Raw genomic sequence first — 24,256 nt, 5'->3', positions numbered from 1 at the left:
TCACCATTATGGAGGCTTCGCTTATGAAAACACGTCAAGATGCATGGACAAAAGAAGATGATCTCCTTTTAGCAGAAACTGTTTTACGACATATTCGCAGCGGAAGTACACAAATAAAAGCATTTGATGAAGTCGGCGATACGTTGAACCGGACTTCAGCAGCTTGCGGCTTTAGATGGAATGCTGAAGTAAGGCCGAATTACGAAGATGCTGTGCAGCTTGCGAAGAAACAACGTAAAGAATTAAAGCGCTCCGAAGCTAAAATAGAAAAAAATCAGTTCACGAAAACGAAACAACTCGTAATCGATGCTGAGTTTTCTGAAGATATTACGCCAAGTAAACAAGAACTTACGATGCAAAATGTCATCTCATTTTTGCAAAACTTGGAGCATAATAACCCTTCACTCGCAAAGTTGCAAACTGAAAATGATGTATTACAAGCTCAGCTCACTTCTCTGCAAAAAACGAATCATGAACTTGAAACGAAATTAGCGGTACTCACAAAAAAACAACAAGCAATCGAAGAAGATTACGCGATGCTTGTTCGAATTATGGATCGTGCTCGAAAACTTGTTTCGGTCGAAGAGCAAGAAGAGCAAATTGCCCCGATTTTCAAAACCGATCAAAACGGGAATTTAGATATTATTTATTCTGCTGAGAATTAAAAACAGGGATGTCACTTTTTTGACTGAGTGACATCCCTGTTTGTTTTCGGTAAATCATATATATACATGTCGGTAAATGAAATTATACCAACGATTTTTCGAATATATCTATCGTAACTTGCAATAATATCAACGATTTTTCGAATATATCTATCACAACTTGCAATATATCAACGATTTAATAAAGGATATCGATTTAACGACAAAGATTGACAATAACATTCCTCCTTGTCATACAAGGAAACTCCTAAAACGGATTAGATATTTTTTACTAAAATGTTATTATAAACATATAATTTTAAAGGGAGCTGGTTACTATTTCTTTAATAGTCTTCAAAATAACACTCGGTGTTCTCGTCCTAACTTTGGCTCTTTTCACCATTAACAGTTTAAAAAAGACGTCCGCCTATACATCAGATAAATATGATCATTACTTACTAGCGTTACTTACATTTGAACTAGTAGTAATGCAAATATCCATATTTCTTTAATACATATAAAAAAGCATATATCCAAAATGGATATATGCTTTTCTTTTATTCTTGCCCTACACGTTTCACTTCTACATTTTTAATACGTTCACGTACAACGTGACTTGCCATAATTAAGCCTGCCACAGATGGTACGAATGCATTTGATGAAGGCGGTAATTTCGCTTTACGAATTTTTGCATTTTCGTCTGGTACGATTTCTTTACGTACTTCTTCACGAATTACGATTGGGTTTTCGTCAGAGAAGACAACTTTTACACCTTTTTTAATACCCTCTTTACGAAGCTTCGTACGAATTACTTTCGCAATCGGATCTGTGTGTGTTTTAGAAATGTCCGCAATACGGAAACGAGTTGGGTCCATTTTATTTGCTGCACCCATACTGGAGATAATTTTAATTTTACGACGTAAACATTGTTTAATTAAATGAATTTTGAACGTAATCGTATCAGATGCATCCACTACGAAATCCAAACCGTGCTTAAAGAACTCTTCATATGTTTCATCTGTATAAAACATTTCAAGTCCAATTACTTCACACTCTGGGTTAATGTCTGCGATACGCTCTTTCATTAATTCTACTTTTGAACGTCCTACAGTAGATACTAAAGCGTGAATTTGACGGTTTACGTTTGTAATATCTACAACGTCTTTATCAACTAATACAAGACGTCCAACGCCAGAACGTGCTAACGCTTCAGCTGCAAAAGAGCCTACGCCGCCAATTCCTAAAATACCGACTGTACTATTTTTTAATATTTCAAGTCCTTCTTTACCGAAGGCTAATTCATTACGTGAAAATTGATGTAACATTCAGCTCTACACTCCTATTACAAAAATGGTCTACCATGTATTCTAGCGTTTTTCCGACTATTTGTATAGAAAAAGTTATAGAATTCCTAAAAATACATATTTCGAAAATGAAAACATAGACCAGAATTTCATTTCTTCCTAAATACACGTTTAAAAAAGAGGATTCAGAGAACCGAGCAGATCGAGGCGCTGAAGCCAGGAGGAGTGCAGTGTAGAAAAATACTACTCGAGCACCGGACTGGCGAAGCAACGATGAGATGCGACAGTTATCTAAACCGGACTTTTTAAACAACCTCTCAAAAAAAGTCTAGACGGTTATAGTATAACCATCTAGACCCTATTCTTACTTCTCTTCTTTTAAGCTTAATTTTAAGTTTAACTCTTCAAGCTGTGCTTCTGCAACTGGGCTTGGAGCTTCTGTTAATAAGCAGCTTGCGCTTGCTGTTTTTGGGAATGCAATTGTATCACGAAGGTTCGTACGGCCTGCAAGTAACATAACAAGACGATCTAAACCTAATGCGATTCCGCCGTGTGGTGGTGTACCGTATTCGAATGCTTCTAATAAGAACCCGAATTGCTCTTGCGCTTCTTCTTGTGAGAATCCAAGTGCTTTGAACATTTTTTCTTGTACGTCACGCTCGTAAATACGAAGTGATCCACCACCAAGCTCATAACCGTTTAATACAAGGTCATATGCTTGTGCACGTGCTTTTTCTGGTGCTGTTTCTAGTAACTCAACGTCTTCACGGAATGGCATTGTGAATGGGTGGTGAGCTGCGAAGTAACGATCTGCATCTTCATCGTACTCAAGAAGTGGCCAATCCGTTACCCATAGGAAATTATATTTACTTTCGTCAATTAACTCAAGCTCTTTACCTAGACGTAAGCGAAGTGCACCTAAGCTATCTGCAACAACGCTCTTCTTATCTGCTACGAATAGTAATAAGTCGCCAGCAGTAGCCTCTAATGTGCTCATTAACACATTTGCATCTTCTTCACTGAAGAATTTCGCAATCGGTCCTTTTAAGCCATCTTCTTCAACTTTAAGCCAAGCTAGACCTTTTGCACCGTATACTTTCACGAATTCAGTTAATGCATCGATGTCTTTACGAGAATATTTACTTGCAGCACCTTTTGCATTAATTGCTTTTACTTGTCCGCCGCTTTCTACAGCACTTGTAAACACTTTAAAGCCACAACCTGCTGCAAACTCAGATAAGTCTGTTAGTTCCATTTCAAAGCGTGTATCTGGCTTATCAGAACCGTAGCGAGCCATTGCATCAGCATATTTCATACGAGGGAATGGTGCACTAACTTCTACACCTTTTGCATCCTTCATAACTTTCGTCATCATACGCTCCATCATATCTAAAATTTCATCTTGTGTTAAGAATGAAGCTTCGATATCGATTTGCGTGAATTCCGGTTGACGATCCGCACGTAAATCTTCATCACGGAAACAACGTGCTACTTGATAGTAACGCTCAAATCCGCCGACCATAAGAAGCTGTTTAAATAACTGTGGTGACTGCGGTAGTGCATAGAATTCACCATCATGCACACGACTTGGCACTAAATAGTCACGAGCTCCTTCTGGCGTGCTTTTCGTTAAAATTGGTGTTTCTACTTCTAAGAACTCTTCTGTGTCTAAGAAGTTACGAATTGTTTTCGTTACGTCATGACGCATTTTGAATGTGTTAAACATTACTGGACGACGTAAGTCTAAATAACGATATTTTAAACGCACATCTTCTGATGCATCTGTATCATCAGCAATGATGATTGGCGTTGTTTTCGCTGCATTTAGTACATTTACTTTTGTTGCTTGTACTTCAATACGACCAGTTGCCATATTGTCATTAATTGCGCCTTCACCACGTTCAACAACTGTACCTTCTACGTGTAATACGTATTCGCTACGAATTGTTTCTGCTACTTCTAACGCTTCTTTTGATGTTTCTGGGTTAAATACAACTTGCACGATACCTGTACGGTCACGTAAGTCGATAAAGATTAATCCACCTAAGTCACGGCGTTTTTGTACCCAACCTTTTAATTGAACTGTTTGTCCAACAGCTTCTACTGTTACTTTTCCACATGCATGTGTTCTTTCAGCCACTGTAAGTTCCCCCTATATTAATTTCTCTGCTACGTATGAAGCAAATACATCTAACGCTACTTCTTCTTGTTCACCTGTTGCCATATCTTTTAAGTTAATGATGCCTTTATCTAGCTCATCTTCTCCTAATACAGCTACAAATTTCGCCTTTAGACGATCTGCTGATTTAAATTGTGCTTTCATTTTGCGATCTAAATAATCTTTTTCAACTGACAATCCAGCTTTACGAAGATCGAACGCAACTTTTGCAGCATGGTCTTTCGCTTTTTCGCCAAGCGCCACAACGTAACAATCAATGCTATGTTCAAGTGGTAATTCAATGTTTTCAGCTTTTAGCGCCATAATTAAACGTTCAATACTCATTGCAAAACCGATACCTGGCATTTCTGGTCCACCGATTTCTTGTACAAGTCCGTTATAACGGCCACCACCGCTTAATGTAGTGATCGCACCGAAACCTTCTGCCTCACTCATAATTTCAAAAACAGTGTGTTGGTAGTAGTCTAAACCACGCACTAAGTTCGGATCTTTTTCAAACGGAACATCCATCATCGTTAATAGTTCTTGAACTTTGTCGTAGTATATTGCTGAATCTTCGTTTAAGTATTCTGTAATAGATGGTGCTGTTCCCATTAATTCATGGTTACGGTCCTTCTTACAGTCTAAAATTCGAAGTGGATTCTTTTCTAAGCGAGATTGACAGTCAGAACAGAATTCGCCGATACGTGGCTCAAAGTGTGCGATTAATGCATCACGGTGTGCTTGACGGCTCGCTGCGTCACCTAAACTGTTTAATACAACTTTAATATTTTTTAAGCCCATGCCGCGGTAAAATTCAACAGCAAGTGCAATTACTTCTGCATCAATTGCAGGGTCATTACTGCCGATTGCTTCGATACCGAATTGTACAAATTGACGATAGCGACCTGCTTGTGGTCTTTCATAACGGAACATTTGACCGATATAGTATAATTTCGTTGGTTGTGTTGCATCACCAAACATTTTATTTTCAACGTAAGAACGTACAACAGGTGCAGTACCTTCTGGACGTAATGTTAAGCTACGCTCTCCACGATCTTGGAATGAGTACATTTCTTTTTGTACGATATCTGTCGTATCACCAACACCGCGTAAAAATAGCTCAGTGTGCTCAAAAATTGGTGTACGAATTTCTTTATAATTGTAACGACGGCAAATTTCGCGTGCTTGCCCTTCGATATACTGCCATAACTCAACAGTGCCTGGAAGAATATCTTGCGTTCCGCGTGGGATTTGAATAGACATATTCAGTTCCTCCTCAAATTGTTTTAATCTTAATAAAAATAAAAAAACTCCCGCCTCTACTGTTTGAACAGTAGGGACGAGAGTATTATACCCGTGGTGCCACCCTAATTGAAGCACTTATGCTTCCACTTTTTTAATAACGCTTAAATATGCGTTCATCCCTACTAAGCGTATATGCCGTTCAAGTTGAAACCTCTAGAGTGTCATTCAATCAGTCATCATGTAGAAATGTTTTCAGCCTAAGACATTCCTTCTCTTTCCATGTGTGTCTCATTTACTCTTCTCTATCAACGGTTATATTCATATGTAAATATAAAATTACTATACGTTTGTTAAGTAGGATTGTCAAGTGCTCTAAGAACGTTCAATCTGCTTCTTTAAACGCTTTACATCTTGAAGAGAAATCCCAAACTCGGAAGCAAGCTCCATTGAAGTATTGTTTTGCTCTTTTGAAATAAAATCATGAAAATTCACGTTAAATAGTTGATTTGCACCATTTGTAACAGAATGCCCTTTTTCATTCATACGCATACGTATATCCCTCACATTCAATATGGATGTTTTACTTTTTATTGTTCCATATTGATGAAAGAGTTATACATAACCAAAACTGCTATTAATTCCAAATAAATGAACAAAACATACAACAATGTATAAAAAAGAGAGGATTATATAACCCTCTCTTTTTTATCAACACTATTTACTTTCTACAATTAAGGTCACCGGACCATCATTGATTAAAGAAACATCCATCATTGCTCCGAACTTCCCTGTTTCCACATGTAATCCTTGTTTACGAACTTCTTCATTAAAGAAATCGTATAAACGCTCTGCATAATCAGGTTTCGCAGCATCCATAAAGTTTGGACGTCTTCCCTTGCGGCAATCTCCGTATAATGTGAATTGCGAAATAGATAGAACTTGTCCTTCTACATCAAGTACAGAATGATTCATCTTTCCGCTCTCATCTTCAAAAATACGTAAGTTTGCAATTTTTTCCGCAATGTAAGTTGCATCTTTTTCTGTATCTTCGTGCGTAATGCCAACTAGTAATGTTAAACCGAACGGAATTTGTCCTACGATCTCACCGTCTACTGTGACAGACGCTTTCTTTGATCGTTGTAAAACAACTCTCATCTTTCTACACTCCCTATTAATGCATCATGCGTCGTACTGCATAAATTTCTGGAACGCGTTTAATGCGTTCTACTACTTTTTTCAAGTGTTGTAAGTTACGAATCGAGATTGACATATTAATTGTTGCCATCTTATTACGGTCACTTCTACCAGAAACAGCTGAAATGTATGTTTTCGTCTCTGTAACAGCTTGCAGTACTTCATTTAATAAACCGCGGCGATCGTAACCTGAAATTTCAATATCAACGTTATACTCTATTTCTTTTTCAGGGCTACCTTCCCACTCAACTTCTAATAAACGTTCTATCGCTTCTTCTGTATGAACATTTACACAATCACGGCGGTGAATCGATACACCTCGGCCTTTCGTAATATACCCAACGATATCATCACCCGGAACTGGGTTACAGCATTTCGATAAACGGATTAATAAATTATCAGCACCGCTTACCTTTACACCAGAATCCCATTTTCGAATTTTCATCGGTTTACGAACTTCTTTAACTTCAACAATTTCTTCTTCTTCGCGTTGCTTGCGGAACTTGTCCGTTAGTCGCGTAACAATTTGCGAAGCTGTAATTCCGCTATATCCAACTGCTGCAAACATATCTTCTTCATTTGCAAAGTTAAATTTCTCAGCGACGCGTTTTAAGTTATCAGGCGCTAATACTTCTTTCATCTCATACTCTAGACCACGTACTTCCTTTTCAACAAGTTCACGGCCTTTTTCAATATTTTCGTCTCTACGTTGTTTCTTAAAGAATTGACGAATTTTATTTTTCGCATGAGATGTTTGAGCAAGTTTTACCCAATCTTGACTTGGGCCATATGAATGTTTCGACGTTAAAATTTCAATGATATCACCGGTTTTTAATTTATAATCCAGCGTTACCATTTTCCCGTTTACTTTTGCACCAATTGTTTTATTCCCAATTTCCGAATGGACACGATACGCGAAATCAATTGGAACCGATCCAAGTGGTAATTCCATTACATCGCCTTTCGGTGTAAAGACGAATACCATGTCAGAGAATAAATCAATTTTTAATGACTCCATAAATTCTTCTGCATTAGAAGCTTCATTTTGCCATTCTAATATTTGACGGAACCACGTGAGTTTCTTCTCTAATGTACCTGTTGTTTCTGCTGTTTTTCCTTCTTTGTATGCCCAGTGTGCCGCGATCCCGAATTCTGCAATTTCGTGCATTTCTTTCGTACGAATTTGCACTTCAAGTGGATCACCTTTCGGTCCAATTACAGTCGTATGAAGAGATTGATATAGATTTGCTTTTGGCATTGCAATATAATCTTTAAAACGACCTGGCATCGGCTTCCAGCACGTATGAATAATTCCAAGCACTGCATAACAATCTTTGATACTATTTACAACAACACGTACAGCTAATAAATCGTAAATTTCATTGAACTGTTTATTTTGCAGTGCCATTTTACGATAAATACTGTAAATATGTTTCGGTCTTCCAGAGATCTCAGGTTGAATTGCAACTTCTTTTAATTTCTCACGAATACCAGTCATTACTTCGTCTAAGTATTCTTCACGTTCTGCACGTTTACGCTTCATTAAATTTACAATACGATAATATTGTTGTGGATTTAAATAGCGAAGTGACGTATCCTCTAGCTCCCATTTAATAGTACTAATTCCGAGTCTATGTGCTAAAGGTGCAAAGATTTCTAGCGTTTCATTCGCTATGCGACGCTGCTTCTCTTGAGGCAAATGTTTCAATGTACGCATGTTATGAAGACGATCAGCTAGTTTAATTAAAATAACTCGAATATCTTGAGCCATTGCAATAAACATTTTGCGATGGTTTTCTGCTTGTTGTTGTTCGTGAGATTTATATTTGATCTTCCCAAGCTTCGTAACACCATCAACAAGCATAGCAATTTCTTTGTTAAATTCCCGTTCAATATCTTCTAACGTAATCTCTGTATCTTCCACTACATCATGTAAGAAACCTGCTGATACCGTAGCTGGATCCATGTGTAAATCAACTAAAATACCTGCAACTTGAATTGGATGAATAATATACGGTTCACCCGATTTTCTGTATTGTTCGCTATGCGCATCGCGTGCATATTCATAGGCACGTGCTACTAGCTCAATATCTTCATCCACTAAATATTGACTTGCTTTCTCGAGTACCTGTTCAGCTGTTAGTACCTGCTCATTTGCCATCGAATCACCTTTTATTGAAAATTGACTTTATCTTTATTTAATAGAATAAATTATATTCTATCATTATAACCCAATGATTGTGAATTGTGAAAAGGAAAAGATTTTACTAACATTTCACCATGATTTTTTGTTCAATTATACAAAAGTACCCGCTCCTCTCCAAGAGATTCACGGGTACTTTTTATCACCGTAGTTTTACCTATATAGTGATTAGTATTTTTCTAATACTAATACATCGTAACCATCTAACATTTTACGACCATCTAAGTAAGTAAGCTCTACTAAGAATGCAATCCCTGCTACAACTCCGCCAAGTTCTTCAACTAGCTTAATTGTCGCTTCAATAGTTCCACCTGTAGCTAATAGGTCATCTGTAATTAATACGCGTTGACCTGGCTTAATTGCATCTTTATGGATTGTTAAAACATCTTTACCATATTCTTTACCGTAGTCAACTGTAATTACTTCACGTGGTAATTTTCCTAATTTACGAACTGGCGCAAATCCTACTTCTAACGCATAAGAAACTGGGCAACCGATAATGAAACCACGAGCTTCTGGTCCTACTACAACATCGATATCTCTTTCTTTTGCGTATTCAACGATTGCATCTGTTGCTGCTTTGTATGCTTTACCGTCATTCATTAAAGGTGTAATGTCTTTAAACACAATACCTTCTTTCGGATAATCCGGTACAATTGCGATATGTTGCTTGAAATCCATATTTCTGAATCCTCCTCAGATCTAAAAGGTTTGTAAATACAAATCCTTTACCCTAACTGTTCTACTTCTTTATGATTACGAATCGTTTCAAACCATGTATATAGTTGCTGATATGTGCTATAAACCAATTCTTTTTCTAATTGTAAGTGGTTCATTTTCTCACGATATGTGTTCGATTCAATTAAATCACGCTTTTGTTTTTTGTCTGCCATAAAAATGACGCCATCTTTTATTGTAACAAATTCTAACTCAAAAAACACCTGTGTCATAAAATTTACTGTATCTTTTGACCAACCTTTATGACGACATAGTTGTTCTCCATATTGTCTTAAAGAAAATGGTGTTTTTTGGCTTAAGAAAGAATAGTACCATTTAAAGTGTTCTCTCGTCGGAACTGTACTAAATAAGTGGTTATTCTCTTGATAAAATAGCGTATAAATTCGCGCTGGGAATCCTGCCTTAAATAACTCACGTAATTCATCGGTTCCTTTTGGTAAATCAAGTAACACGATATATTGATCATCTAAATGCGTTACTTCGGAAGCATGCATGAGCTTTTCTTTATAGCTCTCTAAAGAAAATTTATTCAATACCTCTTCAGAAAAATACACCATTGTTATTTTTTCTTTCGGAAGTTCTGCTAAATTTGCTTCTGCATTACGCATACTACGCCAATCAAATAATTGCCACGCCTCTACAGCAATATCTTGTACCATTAGTTGTGGCTTCTTAAAATTATTCCATTCATTGATGGATGCTTCTCCTATTACAGATACTTTTGCAACTGGAGAGATTTCTTTCGCATATGCACCAAAACCAAATCCAATTGTATCCAGTGTTGCTTGTCCATCACGAAGAGCCATTTTTAAATGAGAACCATCTGATCCGATTGCGCGAATGCTTTCTAACTCTGCATCTTTTACTGCAATACGTGGTTTCGGATTTCCAATACCAAACGGGGCTAGTTTTTGCATATCTTCAATTGCCGCTAGCGTTACATCCTCTACTTTGCAAAAAACATCAACTGCTGTAATTGGAATAAAATCTTCTTCTGTTAAAATCGCATCTGCTTGTTCATTTAATCGGCGACGTAATTCATCTACATCATTCATATGTAGCGTCATTCCCGCTGCCATCGGATGCCCTCCGAAGTGTGGCAATAACTCTCTACAATCTGATAAGTTTGCAAACAAATCAAATCCTGCAATACTACGTGCTGAGCCTTTTGCTGTTTCTTTTATAGGATCGATGCTTAATACAATCGTCGGACGATAAAAACGTTCAACTAATTTAGAAGCAACAATTCCAATTACCCCTGGGTTCCAGCCTTCTTTTGCAAGTACTAATACTTTATTTTCTTCTGGCGGGAATTTATTTTCAACTTCAGCGATAGCTTCTTCTGTAATTTGCTTTACAATATCTTTTCGCAGTTTGTTCAGCTCATCAATTTCTTCGGCCAACTCTTTCGCTTCCTCTGGATCATCTGATAATAAAAGGTGTACAGCCGGCGCAGCATCTTCTAAACGCCCAACCGCATTAATACGAGGGGCAATTGAGAAGCCAATACTCTCTTCTGTAATTTCACTTTGCGAAACGTTAGCAACTTTAAACAATGCCTTCAAACCAATATTTCTCGTCATACGCATATGTTTTAAACCGCGTTTCACTAGCAACCTATTTTCACCATGAAGTGATACTAAATCGGCTACTGTACCGATTACTGCAATCTCTAATAAATGTTCTGGTACACGGCCTAATAGTGCATGCGCAACTTTAAACGCAACACCTACACCAGCTAAATAGTGAAACGGATATACGCCACCTTCTAATTTCGGATGTATAATCGCAAGCGCTTCTGGCAATTCTGGCGGTGGCTCATGGTGATCTGTAATAATTAGATCTATTCCAAGCTCTTTCGCTACATTCGCTTCATGTACTGCTGCGATGCCAGTGTCGACAGTAATAATCAGTGAGAAACCTGCACTATGCGCCCAACGAAATGCTTCTTCGTTCGGTCCATACCCTTCTGTAAAACGATTTGGAATGTAAAATTCTACTTCTGCACCTAATTCTTGAAGAGCAAGATATAAAACCGTCGTACTACTTACTCCGTCCGCATCGTAATCACCAAATATTAATATTTGCTCTCCATTTTGAATCGCCTTATTTACACGTTCTACCGTTCTATCCATTCCTTCTAATAAAAATGGATCATGAAATTCTTGATTTTCTGTATTTAAAAAATCTAAAATCTTATCTTCTGTATCTAGTCCTCTACCGAGGAATAATGAAACGACAAGTGGCGATAACTGTAATTTACTTGCTAATTCACTCACTCGCTCGTCATTATATTCTTTTTCTTTCCAACGCGTCTTCGGTTGTAACACGAAATCACCCCTTAACCTGTTCATTATACAAGACAGATTAAGGGGTGACAATATAATGCAAACTACGATGCAATATCTATATACTAAAATGTTAATGATGTTTAATTTGGAGAATACGGATTTATATGTACGAATACATTTTGTACATTATCTTGTTTCATAAGTATTTCTTTCACATGTTTTCCAATACGGTGTCCTTCTTCTACGGTAATGTATGGATCTACAGACACTTTAATATCGACAATAACATAATGACCATGCTCCCGTGCATATAAAGAACCAATTTTTTTCACACCATCTACTTGAAGAACGGCCTCTCTAAGCGGAATAACATCCTCCTCATGAAGAACATGGTCAAGCGTTGCATGAATTGCTTCCGCTCCAATGCTCCATGCCATTTTTACAACAAGAAGTGAAACAACTAATCCTGCAATCGGATCAGCATATACGAGCCAGTCTATACCAAACTTACCACCGATTATAGCTGCACAAATACCGATTAAAGCTGCAATTGAAGAAAATACATCCGAACGGTGCTCATATGCATTTGCAATAATTGCATCACTGTTTACTCTTTTCCCTAATCGGAATTTATATTGAAACATTCCTTCTTTCACGACGATTGAAAGAACAACAGCAAATATCGTAATTCCTTTCGGCGGTTCTAGTTCTTGCGAAAAAGCTTTTATAGACGAAATCGCGATTTCAAGTCCCACAATAAATAATAATACCGCAACAATAATCGCTGAAATCGATTCCGCTTTACCATGACCATACGGATGATCCTCATCAGGTGGCTGCTTTGCCGCTCGCAGTCCAAAAAGTACAGCTAGCGAACCTATTACATCTGATGCAGAATGCACGGCATCCGCTAATAACGCTTTACTGTTCCCAATATAACCAATTACCGCCTTTACAATCGCTAATATAATATTACCAACGATCCCGACAATAGCACCAAACTCGGCCTGTTTAAAACGTTCATCTTTTTCCATAATTAAAATCCCTTCTTTTCTTAACCTATCTTTTTATTTTAACAAAAACAGCGATAACACCACCACTTTCTTCCATCTTCTTTCTGTTAAAAAGTTGCTATCTTATTGTATCCACAAACGAAAAAAGAGATGCCTCATAAAGAGACATCATCTTTTCTATACTTGCGGTTCAGATTCTACTTTCTCAACCTTCTTCTTGTTTTTTCCCTTTTTCAAACGACGGTTTTCAAGCATTAACCAAATTTGAGAGGCAACGAAAACAGAAGAGTACGTACCTACAATTAATCCAACAAGTAACGCAAACGAGAAGTTACGTAGTGACTCACTACCGAAGATAAGCAGTGCAATTACTGGGAATAACACTGTTAATACGGTGTTAATCGAGCGACCAAGCGTTTGGCGAATACTTGCATTTACGATTTCTTCTAGATCTTTTATATCGCGCACTCGTTTTTTCTGTTTGTATAATTCACGGTTTCTATCAAATGTAACAATCGAGTCATTAATAGAATAACCGATGATTGTTAGTACTGCAGCGATAAACGTTAAGTCTACCTCTAGTTGGAAAATACTAAACATAACAATCATAACGAATGCGTCATGTAATAATGCAAGTACTGCAGATAATGCGTACGTAAATCGGAATCGAATACTTACGTATAAAATGATAACCGCAGAAGCGATTAATACTGCGATAAATGCATTTCGTGCAATTTCTTTCCCGATTGTTGGTGAAACTGTACTTACGTTTGGATCTGTACCATATTTATCGTGGAAGAATGTTTTTGTTTTTGCAATTTCATCTTTTGATAGAACACCTAATGTACGAACTGCGAATCCTTTATTGTCATCTCCAGTCGGTACAATATTTTCTTCCTTCACATCAATGTTCAACTCTTTAAAATCTTTATGAACATCAGACACAGTAACTGCTTGTTTTGATTGCAAGTCGATACGTGTACCACTCGCAAAGTCAATACCAAGATTCAATTTGAAAATTGGCAAGATAATTGCACCTGCAATTACAACTACAATCGAGAAGATAAGGAATTTATGACCGACATTTACGAAGTTAATACGATCAAATTTCGTTGGTGGATGTACTACACCTTTTGTTAATGGAATAATATCCTTTTGCTTCACACCAAAGTATCCTGGTTTTTTATCGAAGTAACGGCTCTTTACTAGTAAACTTAGTAAGAAACGAGTACCGAATACGTTCGTAATGAAACCGACTAAAATACTTACGATTAAACTTGTTGCGAACCCTTTTACGGAACTATTACCGTAAACGAATAACACACCAGCTGCTGCAAGTGTTGTAATGTTCGCATCTAAAATCGTTGCTAATGAACGATGGTTACCAGCACGGAATGCTGACATCATTGACTTACCAATTTTCAGCTCTTCTTTCAGTCTCTCGTACGTAATAATATTCGCATCAACAGCGATACCTACCCCGAGCACTAGCGCCGCAATACCCGGCAGCGTAAGAACTGCATGCATCCAGTTAAAGACAAGTAACGTAACGAAAATGTATAGACCTAACATAATAACCGCTACAAGTCCTGGTAAACGGTAGAATACAAGCATAAATAAGAAAATAAGAGCGATACCAATCGCACTAGCGAAAATCGTTTGCTCTAACGCTTGTTGACCAAATTTCGCTCCAACAGATGTTGAATACATTTCTTTTAAATCGACAGGAAGTGCACCTGCATTTAATAAAGATGAAAGTTGTTTCGCACTTTCAACTGTGAAGTTTCCACCTACGATAGATACTTCAGCTTGGTTAAATACTTGGTTTACTGTTGCTGCTGATAAGAACTTCGGATTCGGTTTTGCAGATTCTGCTTTGTACGAATCTTTTCCTTCTTCAAAATCAAGCCAAATTACCATTAAATTCGTTGGTGGTGGCATTTTTGAAATTTTTTCAGTTACTTCACGGAATTTTTCAGCGCTCTTTAGTGTAAGACCTACGCTCGCACGGCCTTGCTCATCAAATGTTTGCTTCGCTCCGCCGCCTTTTAAATCCGTTCCGTCCATAAGAAGATTATCATCTACATCACGGAATGTTAATTTCGCTTGTGTTGATAACATTTCACGTGCTTTTTGCTGATCTTGTACACCAGCAAGCTGTACACGAATTCGATCTTGCCCTTCGATTTGAATGTTCGGCTCACTTACACCGAGAACATTGACACGATTCTCAAGAGCACCTACTGTACTTACAAGTACGTCTCGATCGATTTTGTCACCTTTTTTGGCTGGTTTTACTTCATACAGAATTTCAAAACCACCGCGAAGGTCTAGTCCTAGACTAATTCCTTTTGCTATGTCTTTTCCTGCCGCACCAATTACTCCACCGATTAATAAAACGATGAGGAAAAAGGCGGCAATTCTCGTACCACGCTTTGCCATATGTACCCTCTTTCCGCTACTAACACTTTAAATAAATCTCTTACGATTCACTTTTACACGTGTGCATACGTCTAGTTAGTAGACTTCCTTTCTATAATTTTGCTAGCTCATCACTAGCTGTGCCGGTACGTTTTCACGATACCTGCACTTTCATTATTTTTTTCTCTCTTCACTACCTCCTTTATATATGATCTTAGACATAATTATTTCCTGATTATCAATACCTATCATTATACTGCAAAAGGAAGAACAAACCAATTGCAGTCGGTTATTTATTTTCATATTCATCAAATGACCAAAGTGGCGCTTGATATGCTTCAACAGTTAAATATGTCATATATTCATTAGCACTTACTGTTAATACGTCATTAACTAATTCATACAATCTAACATCGCTGTCTATCTTCTTCCACTTTTTCACTTTAAGAAACTTCCAAATGTCATCATCTGTCACTCTGTCGTAGCCGAACATTTGAAACTCTTCTACTTTACTTTCTAAAACGACTTGTAACTGTCCGCGGTATGATTCTACCAAAGCCTCTCTATCTAACATCTATAACATCTCCTTCTTATTTCGCACGAAAAGTCGCTTTTATTCCCGCTCTAATGGACAGCAATAACTACTTTCAAGAGCACTATCATATTTCACTCTCTTAAATGCTTGTCATTCTTGTCTCGTACGTGCATATAAATTATTGTAAATCATTCCATTGATTTTGAGAAGGTAGGAGAAGAACATGACGAGACAAAGCTTTTTAAAAGGCGCATTTATTTTAATGATAGCCGGCTTTATTACAAAAATACTCGGCTTTATCAACCGCATAGTAATGGCACGTATTTTGGGAGAAGAAGGCGTTGGTCTTTATATGATGGCCGTTCCTACATTCATTTTAGCAATTACATTGACACAAATTGGTCTTCCTGTCGCAATCGCAAAATTTGTAGCAGAAGCGGAAGCTGTGAACGATAAACAAAGAGTTAAAAAAATATTAACCGTATCACTAGCTGTTACATCCGTTATTAGTATCATTTTAACAATTGGAATTATGTTCCTCACACCTATTTTAGCAAAAACATTATTAACCGACGAAAGAACGTACTATCCATTAATGGCCATTTTGCCCGTTGTTCCTGTTATTGCTGTTTCTTCTGTTTTGCGTGGTTATTTTCAAGGGAAACAAAACATGAAACCTAGCGCTTATGCGCAAGTTCTAGAACAAGTCGTCCGCATTACCATTATCGCTATATGCATTCAATTATTTTTACCTTACGGCATAGAATACGCTGCAGCCGGCGCTATGTTATCAGCTGTTCTCGGTGAAGTTGCATCGTTATTATTTTTACTCACGTTATTTCAGCGAGAAAAACATTTATCAATACGCTCTGGATTTTTCACTACTGTAAAGGAAAGCAAAGGGACATTTTATTCTCTGATGGATATTGCCCTTCCAACTACAGGAAGTCGTTTAATCGGCTCCGTTTCATATTTTTTTGAACCTATTGTCGTTATGCAAAGCTTAGCAATCGCTGGTGTCGCTGCTTCTGTTGCAACCCAGCAATACGGTATATTAAACGGTTATGCATTCCCGCTTCTATCACTACCCGCCTTTATTACATACGCTCTCTCTACAGCGCTCGTCCCTTCTATTAGTGAAGCAATGGCAAAAAGACAACATAAATTAGTGGAGCACCGTTTACAACAAGCACTTCGAATTTCATTAATTACCGGCGGATGGTCTGTCGTTATATTATACGTATTCGCTTCTCCTGTTTTAACTCTTATGTATGGATCAGACAGCGCAACAGCATTCATTCAACTTCTTGCGCCTTGCTTTTTATTTCATTATTTCCAAAGTCCACTTACCTCTGTTTTGCAAGCTTTAAACTTAGCAAGAGCTGCAATGATGAATACATTTATTGGAGCCATCGTGAAATTAATCGTTATTTTTGTACTAGCATCAAGGCCAGAATTTCAAATGATGGGGGTTGCTCTCGCTATTGCAGCAAATATTGTAACAGTAACATTTCTTCACTACGCTACTGTTTTAAAAAAGATTACATTTACCATTTACGCAAAAGACTATATTTTCGGCGGACTTGCCATCGGTATCGCAGGCGCCTTCGGTTTTTATCTTCATAAATATATTATTTTCTCTCATGCCCTTGGCATACAAACATTATGGGAAATCACTTTAACAACAATTGTTTATATCGTACTTCTCTTCACTTTCAAACTCATTCGAAAAGAAGAGTTAAGTCGTCTCCCTATCATTCGTAAACTTTCATTTTTGAAATAAGGTGAAACTTTAATCAGTGGGGTAATCTCCACTGATTATTAGTTACACTAATCATTCTTACTCTTTCAAAGAATAAGTCTCTAATTTTCTTTTAAATCAACAAAAAATTTTCCGTTTTGAAAACTACAGTATAAAATTTGTGTTACATCGTTATAACCTAAGTTTTTTAATTTCTCAATAAGCCATGCATCTGTATGTTCAATCATTTGTAAATGACTAGATTGAATTTCTCCATCAATAATAAGAGGAAGCGTAAACTGCAATGTATCTTGTTTATTTTTTTGTTTTTGAAAGACAGATAACTTCCCAGACGGTTCCAAAATAGCATATTCTACATCCCGAATATCTCCAACTCCTTGTTCCCTTAATTGCATCATTAAATCATCTATATTATAACGTTGCTTTCTCATCTTCTTTTCATCAATCTTTCCCGCGTTTACAAGAATAGCCGGCTCACCTTCTATTAAATGCCGAAAGCGTTGATACTTTAGGGAAATGACTGACAAAATAATTTGGATGCACATAAGAAAAGTCATCGGAACTAATTGATGCCAAAGTGATTTATCGGTATTTTCAATTGCCACTACAGCCATTTCTCCAAGCATAATAAATACGACTAAATCTAATACACTTAGCTCTCCTATCTCACGTTTACCCATAAGACGAAAAATAATTAAGATGATGATATACAAAAGCATTGTCCGTCCAATTATTGATATCCATTCCATTTCTACATCTCCTTTTTTACGTATAGACTCCCCTATAAAAAAGAAACTAGTCTAACTTAGACAAAAGGAAAATATGCTTGTATTAAAAAGGGGGAATGCATAAATGGATGGAACGAAAAAATTATCAACTGCAATTGGCTTCGGTATTGTTACACTACTAATTCTCGCATCTATTACTAGTATGATTATGGCTCTTTTATTAAAGTTTACGAATATAAACGAAGGGACATTAACCGTTACTATTTTTATACTCGCTCTTTTATCTATGCTTATGTCTGGATTTACTGCCGGCAAAAAGGCTCAAGGAAAAGGTTGGCTAGTAGGTCTCACAACAGGTCTCACGTTCACTATACTCGTTTTTCTAGTTAACTATTTAGGCTTTTCTCAAACTTTATCGAACTCACAATTACTTTATCAATTAGCATTAATGGGGGCGAGTACACTCGGTGGTATTTTCGGTGTAAATATGTCAAAGCAAAGTAACTAAAAAAGGCCCTGCATATTTCATGCAGGGCCTTCCAAATTAGTTTTTCACAACTTCACGAATCGCATTGCGATCGAACGTTAAGTGTGAACCACCAGATTTAATAACAATTTTCGTCTCATCTACTGATTCGATTGTACCGTGTAAACCACCGATTGTTACGATAGCATCACCTTTTGCTAACTCACTTTGCATTTGAGCAACTGCTTTTTGACGTTTTTGTTGCGGGCGAATTAATAAGAAATAGAAAATCGCAAACATCGCAACGATCATAACGATATTCATCATACCTGCATTCATCTTTTGTTCCTCCTTTTAAATTATGTATTAGAAGTTTTTAGCATTCGGTTTATTAAAGCCATACTGTTCAAAGAACTCTTCGCGGAAATCGCCAAGACGGTCTTCACGAATAGCTTGTCTCACCTGCTCCATTAAGTTTAACAGAAAATGAAGGTTGTGATAAGACGTTAAACGAATTCCGAACGTTTCATCACATTTCATTAAGTGACGAATGTACGCACGAGAGTAGTTTTTACATGTGTAGCAATCACAGTTTGGATCAAGCGGACCGAAGTCTCTTGCGAATTTCGCATTTTTTACAACGAGGCGACCTTCACTTGTCATACATGTACCATTTCGAGCGATACGAGTTGGAAGTACGCAGTCAAACATATCAATACCACGAATTGCGCCATCGATTAACGAGTCAGGAGAACCTACACCCATTAAGTAACGAGGCTTATTATCTGGAAGAAGTGGTGTTGTAAACTCAAGTACACGGTTCATAATATCTTTCGGTTCGCCTACAGATAAACCACCTACAGCGTAACCAGGGAAGTCCATTGAAACAAGATCTTTCGCACTTTGACGACGAAGCTCTTCGTACTCTCCCCCCTGTACAATACCGAATAAACCTTGATCTTGCGGACGTTCATGCGCTTTTAAGCAACGTTCTGCCCAGCGGCTCGTACGCTCTACAGATTTCTTCATATATTCAAAAGTAGCTGGGAATGGTGGACACTCATCAAATGCCATCATAATATCTGAACCTAATGCATTTTGGATTTCCATCGCTTTTTCTGGTGATAAGAATAATTTATCTCCATTTAAGTGATTGCGGAAGTGAACGCCTTCCTCTTCAATACGACGGAAGTCACTTAAACTGAATACTTGGAAACCACCAGAGTCTGTTAAGATTGCACGATCCCAGTTCATAAATTTATGCAAGCCGCCTGCTTCACGAATAATTTCATGACCTGGACGTAGCCATAAATGATACGTATTACTTAAAATAATGCCAGAATCCATTGCTTTTAATTCTTCTGGTGACATTGTCTTAACTGTTGCAAGTGTACCAACTGGCATAAATGTTGGTGTATCAAATGAACCGTGCGGCGTATGCACACGACCTAAACGGGCACCCGTTTGTTTACATGTCTTAATAAATTCATAACGAATTGCTGTCATAACTTACTCCTTTTATTTGTTTCTCATTTTAGCGTGAGATGCAACAAACATTGCATCACCGAAGCTAAAGAAACGATATTTTTCTTTTACTGCTTCATTATAAGCATGAAGTACATTATCTCTATTTGCAAATGCACTTACAAGCATAATTAATGTTGATTTCGGTAAATGGAAGTTTGTAATTAAACCATCAATTGCTTTAAATTCATATCCCGGATACATGAAAATATCTGTCCATCCAGAAGCGGCGCAAAGCTTACCTTCATGATCTGTTGCAATTGTTTCTAACGTACGAGTTGATGTCGTACCTACAGTAATAATACGTCCACCATTCTCTTTCACACGATTTAATAATGCCGCTGTCTCTTCAGACATATGATAATATTCTGCGTGCATATGGTGTTCTTCAATCGTGTCTGCAGAAACTGGTCTAAATGTTCCAAGTCCTACGTGAAGTGTAATGAATGCTAACTGAACGCCTTTTTGCTTTAACTTCTCAAGTAACTCTTCTGTAAAGTGAAGTCCCGCAGTCGGCGCTGCTGCTGAACCGATTTCTTTCGCATATACTGTTTGATAGCGATCGCGATCTTCTAGCGTCTCTTTAATATATGGAGGAAGTGGCATTTCCCCAAGTTCATCTAAAATTTCATAGAAGATGCCGTCATATGAAAATTCAAGCTGACGTCCACCTTGATCTGCAGTTCCTGTGCAAGTTGCTTTTAATTTCCCTTCGCCAAAAGAGATAACAGTTCCTTCTTTTACACGTTTCGCTGGCTTTACAAGCGTTTCCCACTTATCACCTTCTTCTTGTTTTAAAAGAAGTACTTCAATGTGCGCGCCTGTATCTTCTTTCACACCGTGCAAACGAGCAGGCATAACTTTCGTTTCATTTAAAACTAAGCAATCCCCCTCATGTAAGTAAGAAAGAATATCCGTAAAATGTTTATGCTCAATATCACCTGTTTCACGGTCTAACACCATTAATCTTGATGTTTCACGCTCTTCTAACGGGACTTGTGCAATAAGTTCTTCTGGTAAATGAAAATCAAACAGATTTATATCCATAGCTATATCCACCTATTTCTTATTTAAATCGATTTATTATATACATAATAAAAGATAATACAATACTTAACACAATACATGTAATGATAGGAAAATAAAAGGTAACGTTTCCTTTTTTCACAAAAATATCGCCTGGAAGCCTTCCAATGAACTTCCAAGCTAATCCAACAACGATGAGTAAGATCCCGGCTGTAATAAGCAGCTTTGGCATCTCCGTCATACTTTTGGTATCTCCATTCCGAAATGTTCATACGCAAGCGGCGTTACAATTCGGCCCCTCGGCGTTCGTTGTAAAAAGCCAATTTGTAATAAATACGGCTCATACACATCTTCAATCGTATGAGATTCTTCTCCAATTGTTGCTGAAACCGTTTCTAATCCAACTGGACCGCCACGGAATTTCTCAATAATACCAAGCAGTAATTTATGATCAATATGATCTAGACCTAATTTATCTACTTGCAGTAGCTCTAATGCCATTTGTGTAATTTCCATCGTAACCGTTCCATTACCACGAACTTGTGCGAAATCACGTACACGTCTTAAAAGACGATTCGCAATACGAGGTGTACCACGAGCACGTCTTGCAATTTCTAATGCAGCTAACGAATCGATTTCAACTTCAAATACTTCTGCTGTACGTTCAACAATCGCAGAAAGCTGATCTACTGTGTAGTACTCTAACCTTGAAAGTACACCGAAGCGGTCACGAAGCGGTGCCGATAATGCTCCAGCACGTGTTGTTGCTCCAACTAATGTAAATGGCGGTAAATCTAGGCGTACAGAACGTGCTGAAGGCCCTTTTCCAATTACAATATCAAGGCAAAAGTCTTCCATCGCAGGATACAATACTTCTTCAATTGATCTATGCAAACGATGAATTTCATCAATAAATAATACATCACCTGGCTGAAGCGCTGTTAATACAGCAGCTAAATCTCCTGGTCTTTCAATTGCGGGACCTGAAGTTGTTCTAACATTAACGCCCATCTCATTGGCAATAATATTCGCAAGCGTCGTTTTACCAAGACCTGGTGGTCCATATAAAAGCACGTGATCTAACGTTTCTTCACGCATTTTCGCCGCTTCAATAAATACTTCTAAATTATGTTTCGCTTTATCTTGGCCAATATACTGACGGAGCGTCTGTGGCCGTAATGAATATTCTAAATCCGCATCTTCATATGCAGATTCCCCTGAAAGGAGACGTTCGTCCATTATACTCACCTCTTACCATTTAGTAAAAGACTAAGTGCCTTTTTAATATACTGATCCGTCGTTAATGCTTCTTTTAATAACTCTGGTACAACACGAGAAACTTCGCGTTCTGCGTATCCAAGTGCGCGCAGAGCTTCCAGTGCCTCATCAAGCTCAGCTGATGAACCTTTATTCTCATCAAAACGTTCTGTGTCTGAGAATAAATCAACAAATGCATCTGGTACGACATCTGCTAGTTTTCCTTTTAAATCTAAAATCATTTGGCGTGCTGTTTTCTTTCCGACGCCTGGGAATTTCACTAAAAACTTCTCATCTTCATGCTCAATCGCTTGAACGACCTGTCCTGTTTGACCAGAAGCTAAAATTGCAAGAGCGCCTTTTGGCCCAATGCCAGACACGCCTAACAACTTTGTAAATAATAAACGCTCTTCACGTGTTTTAAAACCGTAAAGTGCCATAATATCTTCTCTCACATAATGATATGTATAGACACGGATTTCTTGCTTACTTCTTTGAAATACATACGGATTTGGTGTGAAAATTTGATAACCAATTCCATTATGATCAATTACGACATATTCCGGCCCTACATACTCCACGTAACCTGTAACATATTCAAACAAAATACGATCTCTCCCTCTTAAATCATGTATTCCATTTTAACATATTTAATGATAGAAAAGCGAGACTGCCCCAACAAATGTTCTCCACTTAAAACTTCTGTTATTTTCCATTGACAGAAAGGTTAAAGCACCTTAATATACAGAAGTCGATAATGATTATCAATACTAATTAAAGGGGTTACATCAGGATGAAACGTAAGCTATTTATTTTATTTACTATTATGCTTGTTGTTCTTTCTATCGTTGGCTGTTCTTCTCAAAAAGAAGAATCGAAAGCAAAAGAACAACCGAAAACAAAAGTTGTAAAACATGCTAAAGGTGAAGCTACAATTCCAGTAAATCCAAAGAGAATTGTTGACTTATCTGGATCAACAGAAGAACTATTACTTCTTGGACATAAACCTGTTGGTACAGCAAATACATATAAAGATAAAATCCAAAATCACTTAACAGACAAGTTAGATGGAGTAAAAGCAGTAGGTTGGTACTGGGCACCTAAAGTTGATTTAGAAGCTGTTACTGCTTTAAAACCAGACTTAATTATTTTAAACAACCGTCAATTAAAAATTTATGATCAACTAGAAAAGGTTGCACCTACAGTTGTTCTAGAAACAAACTTAGAAGACTGGCGTGGTAAGTTTAAAGAAGTAGGTAAGCTATTTGACGAAGAGAAGAAAGCAGACAAATGGATTGCAGACTACGATAAGAAAGCAGACTCTTTATCTAAAAAAATTAAAGAGAAAACAAAAGATGAGAACTTTATGTTCGTTGCAGTTACACCACAAAACTTCCGTGTATACGGTAGCTTCGGATACGGTGACATCATCTTTAATGACTTAAAACTTCCAGCAACAAAAGGCACAGATTTAAAACAAACGATGGCGCAAGTATCGCTAGAAGGTCTTGTTGCATTCCAGCCTGATCAAATGTTTATTGTAAACTTCGGCGGCGAAGCTGATAAAGTTTACGAAGACTACAAAAACAGTGCTGTTTGGAAAGACAATAAAGCAGTTAAGAACAATCACGTATATGAAGTATCAAATGAAGTCTTCAATACGAAAGCATTCAATCCAATCGGAAAAGATATGCTAATTGATGAAATCGCAAAAGAAATTTTAGCTAAAAATAAATAAGAAAAA

At 37.4% G+C, this 24,256-nt stretch carries 22 protein-coding genes and 1 other annotated feature; of the genes, 4 read left to right on the top strand and 18 right to left on the bottom strand.

The genetic code is table 11. The annotated features are described in order from the left end of the window. Positions 1-23: 23 nt before the first annotated feature. On the top strand, positions 24-665 hold the full coding sequence (locus HMPREF1014_RS02405) for an RsfA family transcriptional regulator (protein WP_000857722.1): 642 nt from the start codon (positions 24-26) through the stop codon (positions 663-665). Between the two features lie 536 nt (positions 666-1,201). Here HMPREF1014_RS02405 and HMPREF1014_RS02395 read toward each other — a convergent pair. From HMPREF1014_RS02395 to HMPREF1014_RS02345, 11 genes are all read right to left on the bottom strand, one after another. Beyond that, on the bottom strand, positions 1,202-1,969 hold the full coding sequence (locus HMPREF1014_RS02395) for a tRNA threonylcarbamoyladenosine dehydratase (RefSeq protein WP_000903177.1): 768 nt from the start codon (positions 1,967-1,969) through the stop codon (positions 1,202-1,204). A gap of 343 nt (positions 1,970-2,312) precedes the next feature. Beyond that, positions 2,313-4,088: an aspartate--tRNA ligase gene (gene aspS / locus HMPREF1014_RS02390; RefSeq protein ID WP_000840905.1), complete on the bottom strand. Its 1,776-nt coding sequence runs from the start codon at positions 4,086-4,088 to the stop codon at positions 2,313-2,315. A 12-nt stretch (positions 4,089-4,100) separates the two neighbouring features. Then, positions 4,101-5,372: a histidine--tRNA ligase gene (hisS, locus tag HMPREF1014_RS02385; RefSeq protein WP_000027081.1), complete on the bottom strand. Its 1,272-nt coding sequence runs from the start codon at positions 5,370-5,372 to the stop codon at positions 4,101-4,103. A 69-nt stretch (positions 5,373-5,441) separates the two neighbouring features. Further along, positions 5,442-5,672 (bottom strand) — a binding site (T-box leader). 54 nt (positions 5,673-5,726) lie between these two features. Next, positions 5,727-5,903 carry a hypothetical protein gene (locus HMPREF1014_RS31470; RefSeq protein WP_001242605.1) on the bottom strand — a complete coding sequence of 59 codons (177 nt, stop codon included), beginning with the start codon at positions 5,901-5,903 and terminating at the stop codon, positions 5,727-5,729. A 165-nt stretch (positions 5,904-6,068) separates the two neighbouring features. Continuing rightward, the gene (locus tag HMPREF1014_RS02375) at positions 6,069-6,509 is read right to left on the bottom strand and encodes a D-tyrosyl-tRNA(Tyr) deacylase (RefSeq protein ID WP_001266965.1); all 441 of its coding nucleotides are present in this window, start codon (positions 6,507-6,509) and stop codon (positions 6,069-6,071) included. Between the two features lie 16 nt (positions 6,510-6,525). Then, positions 6,526-8,709 carry a GTP diphosphokinase gene (relA, locus tag HMPREF1014_RS02370; protein WP_001262811.1) on the bottom strand — a complete coding sequence of 728 codons (2,184 nt, stop codon included), beginning with the start codon at positions 8,707-8,709 and terminating at the stop codon, positions 6,526-6,528. Between the two features lie 210 nt (positions 8,710-8,919). Then, positions 8,920-9,432, bottom strand: a complete 513-nt coding sequence (locus HMPREF1014_RS02365; protein WP_000346215.1) for an adenine phosphoribosyltransferase — start codon at positions 9,430-9,432, stop codon at positions 8,920-8,922. Positions 9,433-9,479: 47 nt separating this feature from the next. Next, positions 9,480-11,819, bottom strand: coding sequence for a single-stranded-DNA-specific exonuclease RecJ (recJ, locus tag HMPREF1014_RS02360; RefSeq protein WP_000941237.1), 2,340 nt, complete (start codon positions 11,817-11,819; stop codon positions 9,480-9,482). 101 nt (positions 11,820-11,920) lie between these two features. Further along, on the bottom strand, positions 11,921-12,814 hold the full coding sequence (locus HMPREF1014_RS02355) for a cation diffusion facilitator family transporter (protein WP_000409741.1): 894 nt from the start codon (positions 12,812-12,814) through the stop codon (positions 11,921-11,923). 156 nt (positions 12,815-12,970) lie between these two features. Continuing rightward, on the bottom strand, positions 12,971-15,235 hold the full coding sequence (secDF, locus tag HMPREF1014_RS02350) for a protein translocase subunit SecDF (protein ID WP_001119061.1): 2,265 nt from the start codon (positions 15,233-15,235) through the stop codon (positions 12,971-12,973). A gap of 268 nt (positions 15,236-15,503) precedes the next feature. Continuing rightward, a complete protein-coding gene (locus HMPREF1014_RS02345) occupies positions 15,504-15,788 on the bottom strand; it encodes a post-transcriptional regulator (protein ID WP_000886978.1) in 285 nt (94 codons plus the stop codon). 184 nt (positions 15,789-15,972) lie between these two features. On the opposite strand from HMPREF1014_RS02345, the gene spoVB reads away from it, so the two are divergent. Further along, positions 15,973-17,532, top strand: coding sequence for a stage V sporulation protein B (gene spoVB / locus HMPREF1014_RS02340; RefSeq protein ID WP_000198300.1), 1,560 nt, complete (start codon positions 15,973-15,975; stop codon positions 17,530-17,532). Between the two features lie 80 nt (positions 17,533-17,612). On the opposite strand, the gene HMPREF1014_RS02335 is transcribed toward spoVB, so the two are convergent. Beyond that, positions 17,613-18,260, bottom strand: a complete 648-nt coding sequence (locus tag HMPREF1014_RS02335) for a DUF421 domain-containing protein (protein WP_000454816.1) — start codon at positions 18,258-18,260, stop codon at positions 17,613-17,615. Positions 18,261-18,363: 103 nt separating this feature from the next. Here HMPREF1014_RS02335 and HMPREF1014_RS02330 point away from each other — a divergent pair, with 103 nt between their 5' ends. Further along, positions 18,364-18,747, top strand: a complete 384-nt coding sequence (locus HMPREF1014_RS02330; protein WP_000349150.1) for a TIGR04086 family membrane protein — start codon at positions 18,364-18,366, stop codon at positions 18,745-18,747. Positions 18,748-18,783: 36 nt separating this feature from the next. On the opposite strand, the gene yajC is transcribed toward HMPREF1014_RS02330, so the two are convergent. From yajC to ruvA, 6 genes are read right to left on the bottom strand one after another with little or no spacing between them, the layout of a single operon-like run. Then, positions 18,784-19,044: a preprotein translocase subunit YajC gene (gene yajC, locus HMPREF1014_RS02325; RefSeq protein WP_000991115.1), complete on the bottom strand. Its 261-nt coding sequence runs from the start codon at positions 19,042-19,044 to the stop codon at positions 18,784-18,786. A gap of 27 nt (positions 19,045-19,071) precedes the next feature. Next, complete coding sequence (gene tgt / locus HMPREF1014_RS02320) at positions 19,072-20,211, bottom strand: tRNA guanosine(34) transglycosylase Tgt (protein ID WP_000125365.1); 1,140 nt, start codon at positions 20,209-20,211, stop codon at positions 19,072-19,074. A gap of 12 nt (positions 20,212-20,223) precedes the next feature. Beyond that, positions 20,224-21,276: a tRNA preQ1(34) S-adenosylmethionine ribosyltransferase-isomerase QueA gene (gene queA / locus HMPREF1014_RS02315; RefSeq protein WP_000354034.1), complete on the bottom strand. Its 1,053-nt coding sequence runs from the start codon at positions 21,274-21,276 to the stop codon at positions 20,224-20,226. A gap of 19 nt (positions 21,277-21,295) precedes the next feature. After that, the gene (locus HMPREF1014_RS02310) at positions 21,296-21,496 is read right to left on the bottom strand and encodes a DUF2905 domain-containing protein (RefSeq protein ID WP_000138162.1); all 201 of its coding nucleotides are present in this window, start codon (positions 21,494-21,496) and stop codon (positions 21,296-21,298) included. Next, positions 21,493-22,494, bottom strand: coding sequence for a Holliday junction branch migration DNA helicase RuvB (gene ruvB, locus HMPREF1014_RS02305; protein ID WP_000344449.1), 1,002 nt, complete (start codon positions 22,492-22,494; stop codon positions 21,493-21,495). The genes HMPREF1014_RS02310 and ruvB overlap by 4 nt, the downstream gene beginning before the upstream one ends. A gap of 5 nt (positions 22,495-22,499) precedes the next feature. Continuing rightward, complete coding sequence (gene ruvA / locus HMPREF1014_RS02300; RefSeq protein WP_000464513.1) at positions 22,500-23,117, bottom strand: Holliday junction DNA helicase RuvA; 618 nt, start codon at positions 23,115-23,117, stop codon at positions 22,500-22,502. 188 nt (positions 23,118-23,305) lie between these two features. On the opposite strand from ruvA, the gene HMPREF1014_RS02295 reads away from it, so the two are divergent. Then, positions 23,306-24,250, top strand: coding sequence for an iron-hydroxamate ABC transporter substrate-binding protein (locus HMPREF1014_RS02295; RefSeq protein ID WP_000823606.1), 945 nt, complete (start codon positions 23,306-23,308; stop codon positions 24,248-24,250). Positions 24,251-24,256: the final 6 nt, after the last annotated feature.

The organism is Bacillus sp. 7_6_55CFAA_CT2 (genome assembly GCF_000238655.1).
Taxonomy (GTDB): domain Bacteria; phylum Bacillota; class Bacilli; order Bacillales; family Bacillaceae_G; genus Bacillus_A; species Bacillus_A cereus.
The sequence above is the reverse complement of the archived record's forward strand: the minus strand, read 5'-3'. Positions and strand labels throughout refer to the sequence as shown.

Excerpts from the sequence above, each read along its gene's own strand:
- tgt (WP_000125365.1), bottom strand. The coding sequence starts at position 20,211 with ATGACAGCAATTCGTTATGAATTTATTAAGACATGTAAACAAACGGGT.
- ruvB (WP_000344449.1), bottom strand. The coding sequence starts at position 22,494 with ATGGACGAACGTCTCCTTTCAGGGGAATCTGCATATGAAGATGCGGAT.
- HMPREF1014_RS02345 (WP_000886978.1), bottom strand. The coding sequence starts at position 15,788 with ATGTTAGATAGAGAGGCTTTGGTAGAATCATACCGCGGACAGTTACAA.
- HMPREF1014_RS02355 (WP_000409741.1), bottom strand. The coding sequence starts at position 12,814 with ATGGAAAAAGATGAACGTTTTAAACAGGCCGAGTTTGGTGCTATTGTC.
- hisS (WP_000027081.1), bottom strand. The coding sequence starts at position 5,372 with ATGTCTATTCAAATCCCACGCGGAACGCAAGATATTCTTCCAGGCACT.
- HMPREF1014_RS02365 (WP_000346215.1), bottom strand. The coding sequence starts at position 9,432 with ATGGATTTCAAGCAACATATCGCAATTGTACCGGATTATCCGAAAGAA.
- HMPREF1014_RS02330 (WP_000349150.1), top strand. The coding sequence starts at position 18,364 with ATGGATGGAACGAAAAAATTATCAACTGCAATTGGCTTCGGTATTGTT.
- spoVB (WP_000198300.1), top strand. The coding sequence starts at position 15,973 with ATGACGAGACAAAGCTTTTTAAAAGGCGCATTTATTTTAATGATAGCC.
- HMPREF1014_RS02310 (WP_000138162.1), bottom strand. The coding sequence starts at position 21,496 with ATGACGGAGATGCCAAAGCTGCTTATTACAGCCGGGATCTTACTCATC.
- queA (WP_000354034.1), bottom strand. The coding sequence starts at position 21,276 with ATGGATATAAATCTGTTTGATTTTCATTTACCAGAAGAACTTATTGCA.
- relA (WP_001262811.1), bottom strand. The coding sequence starts at position 8,709 with ATGGCAAATGAGCAGGTACTAACAGCTGAACAGGTACTCGAGAAAGCA.
- yajC (WP_000991115.1), bottom strand. The coding sequence starts at position 19,044 with ATGAATGCAGGTATGATGAATATCGTTATGATCGTTGCGATGTTTGCG.
- HMPREF1014_RS02395 (WP_000903177.1), bottom strand. The coding sequence starts at position 1,969 with ATGTTACATCAATTTTCACGTAATGAATTAGCCTTCGGTAAAGAAGGA.
- HMPREF1014_RS31470 (WP_001242605.1), bottom strand. The coding sequence starts at position 5,903 with ATGCGTATGAATGAAAAAGGGCATTCTGTTACAAATGGTGCAAATCAA.
- HMPREF1014_RS02375 (WP_001266965.1), bottom strand. The coding sequence starts at position 6,509 with ATGAGAGTTGTTTTACAACGATCAAAGAAAGCGTCTGTCACAGTAGAC.
- HMPREF1014_RS02295 (WP_000823606.1), top strand. The coding sequence starts at position 23,306 with ATGAAACGTAAGCTATTTATTTTATTTACTATTATGCTTGTTGTTCTT.
- secDF (WP_001119061.1), bottom strand. The coding sequence starts at position 15,235 with ATGGCAAAGCGTGGTACGAGAATTGCCGCCTTTTTCCTCATCGTTTTA.
- HMPREF1014_RS02405 (WP_000857722.1), top strand. The coding sequence starts at position 24 with ATGAAAACACGTCAAGATGCATGGACAAAAGAAGATGATCTCCTTTTA.
- HMPREF1014_RS02335 (WP_000454816.1), bottom strand. The coding sequence starts at position 18,260 with ATGGAATGGATATCAATAATTGGACGGACAATGCTTTTGTATATCATC.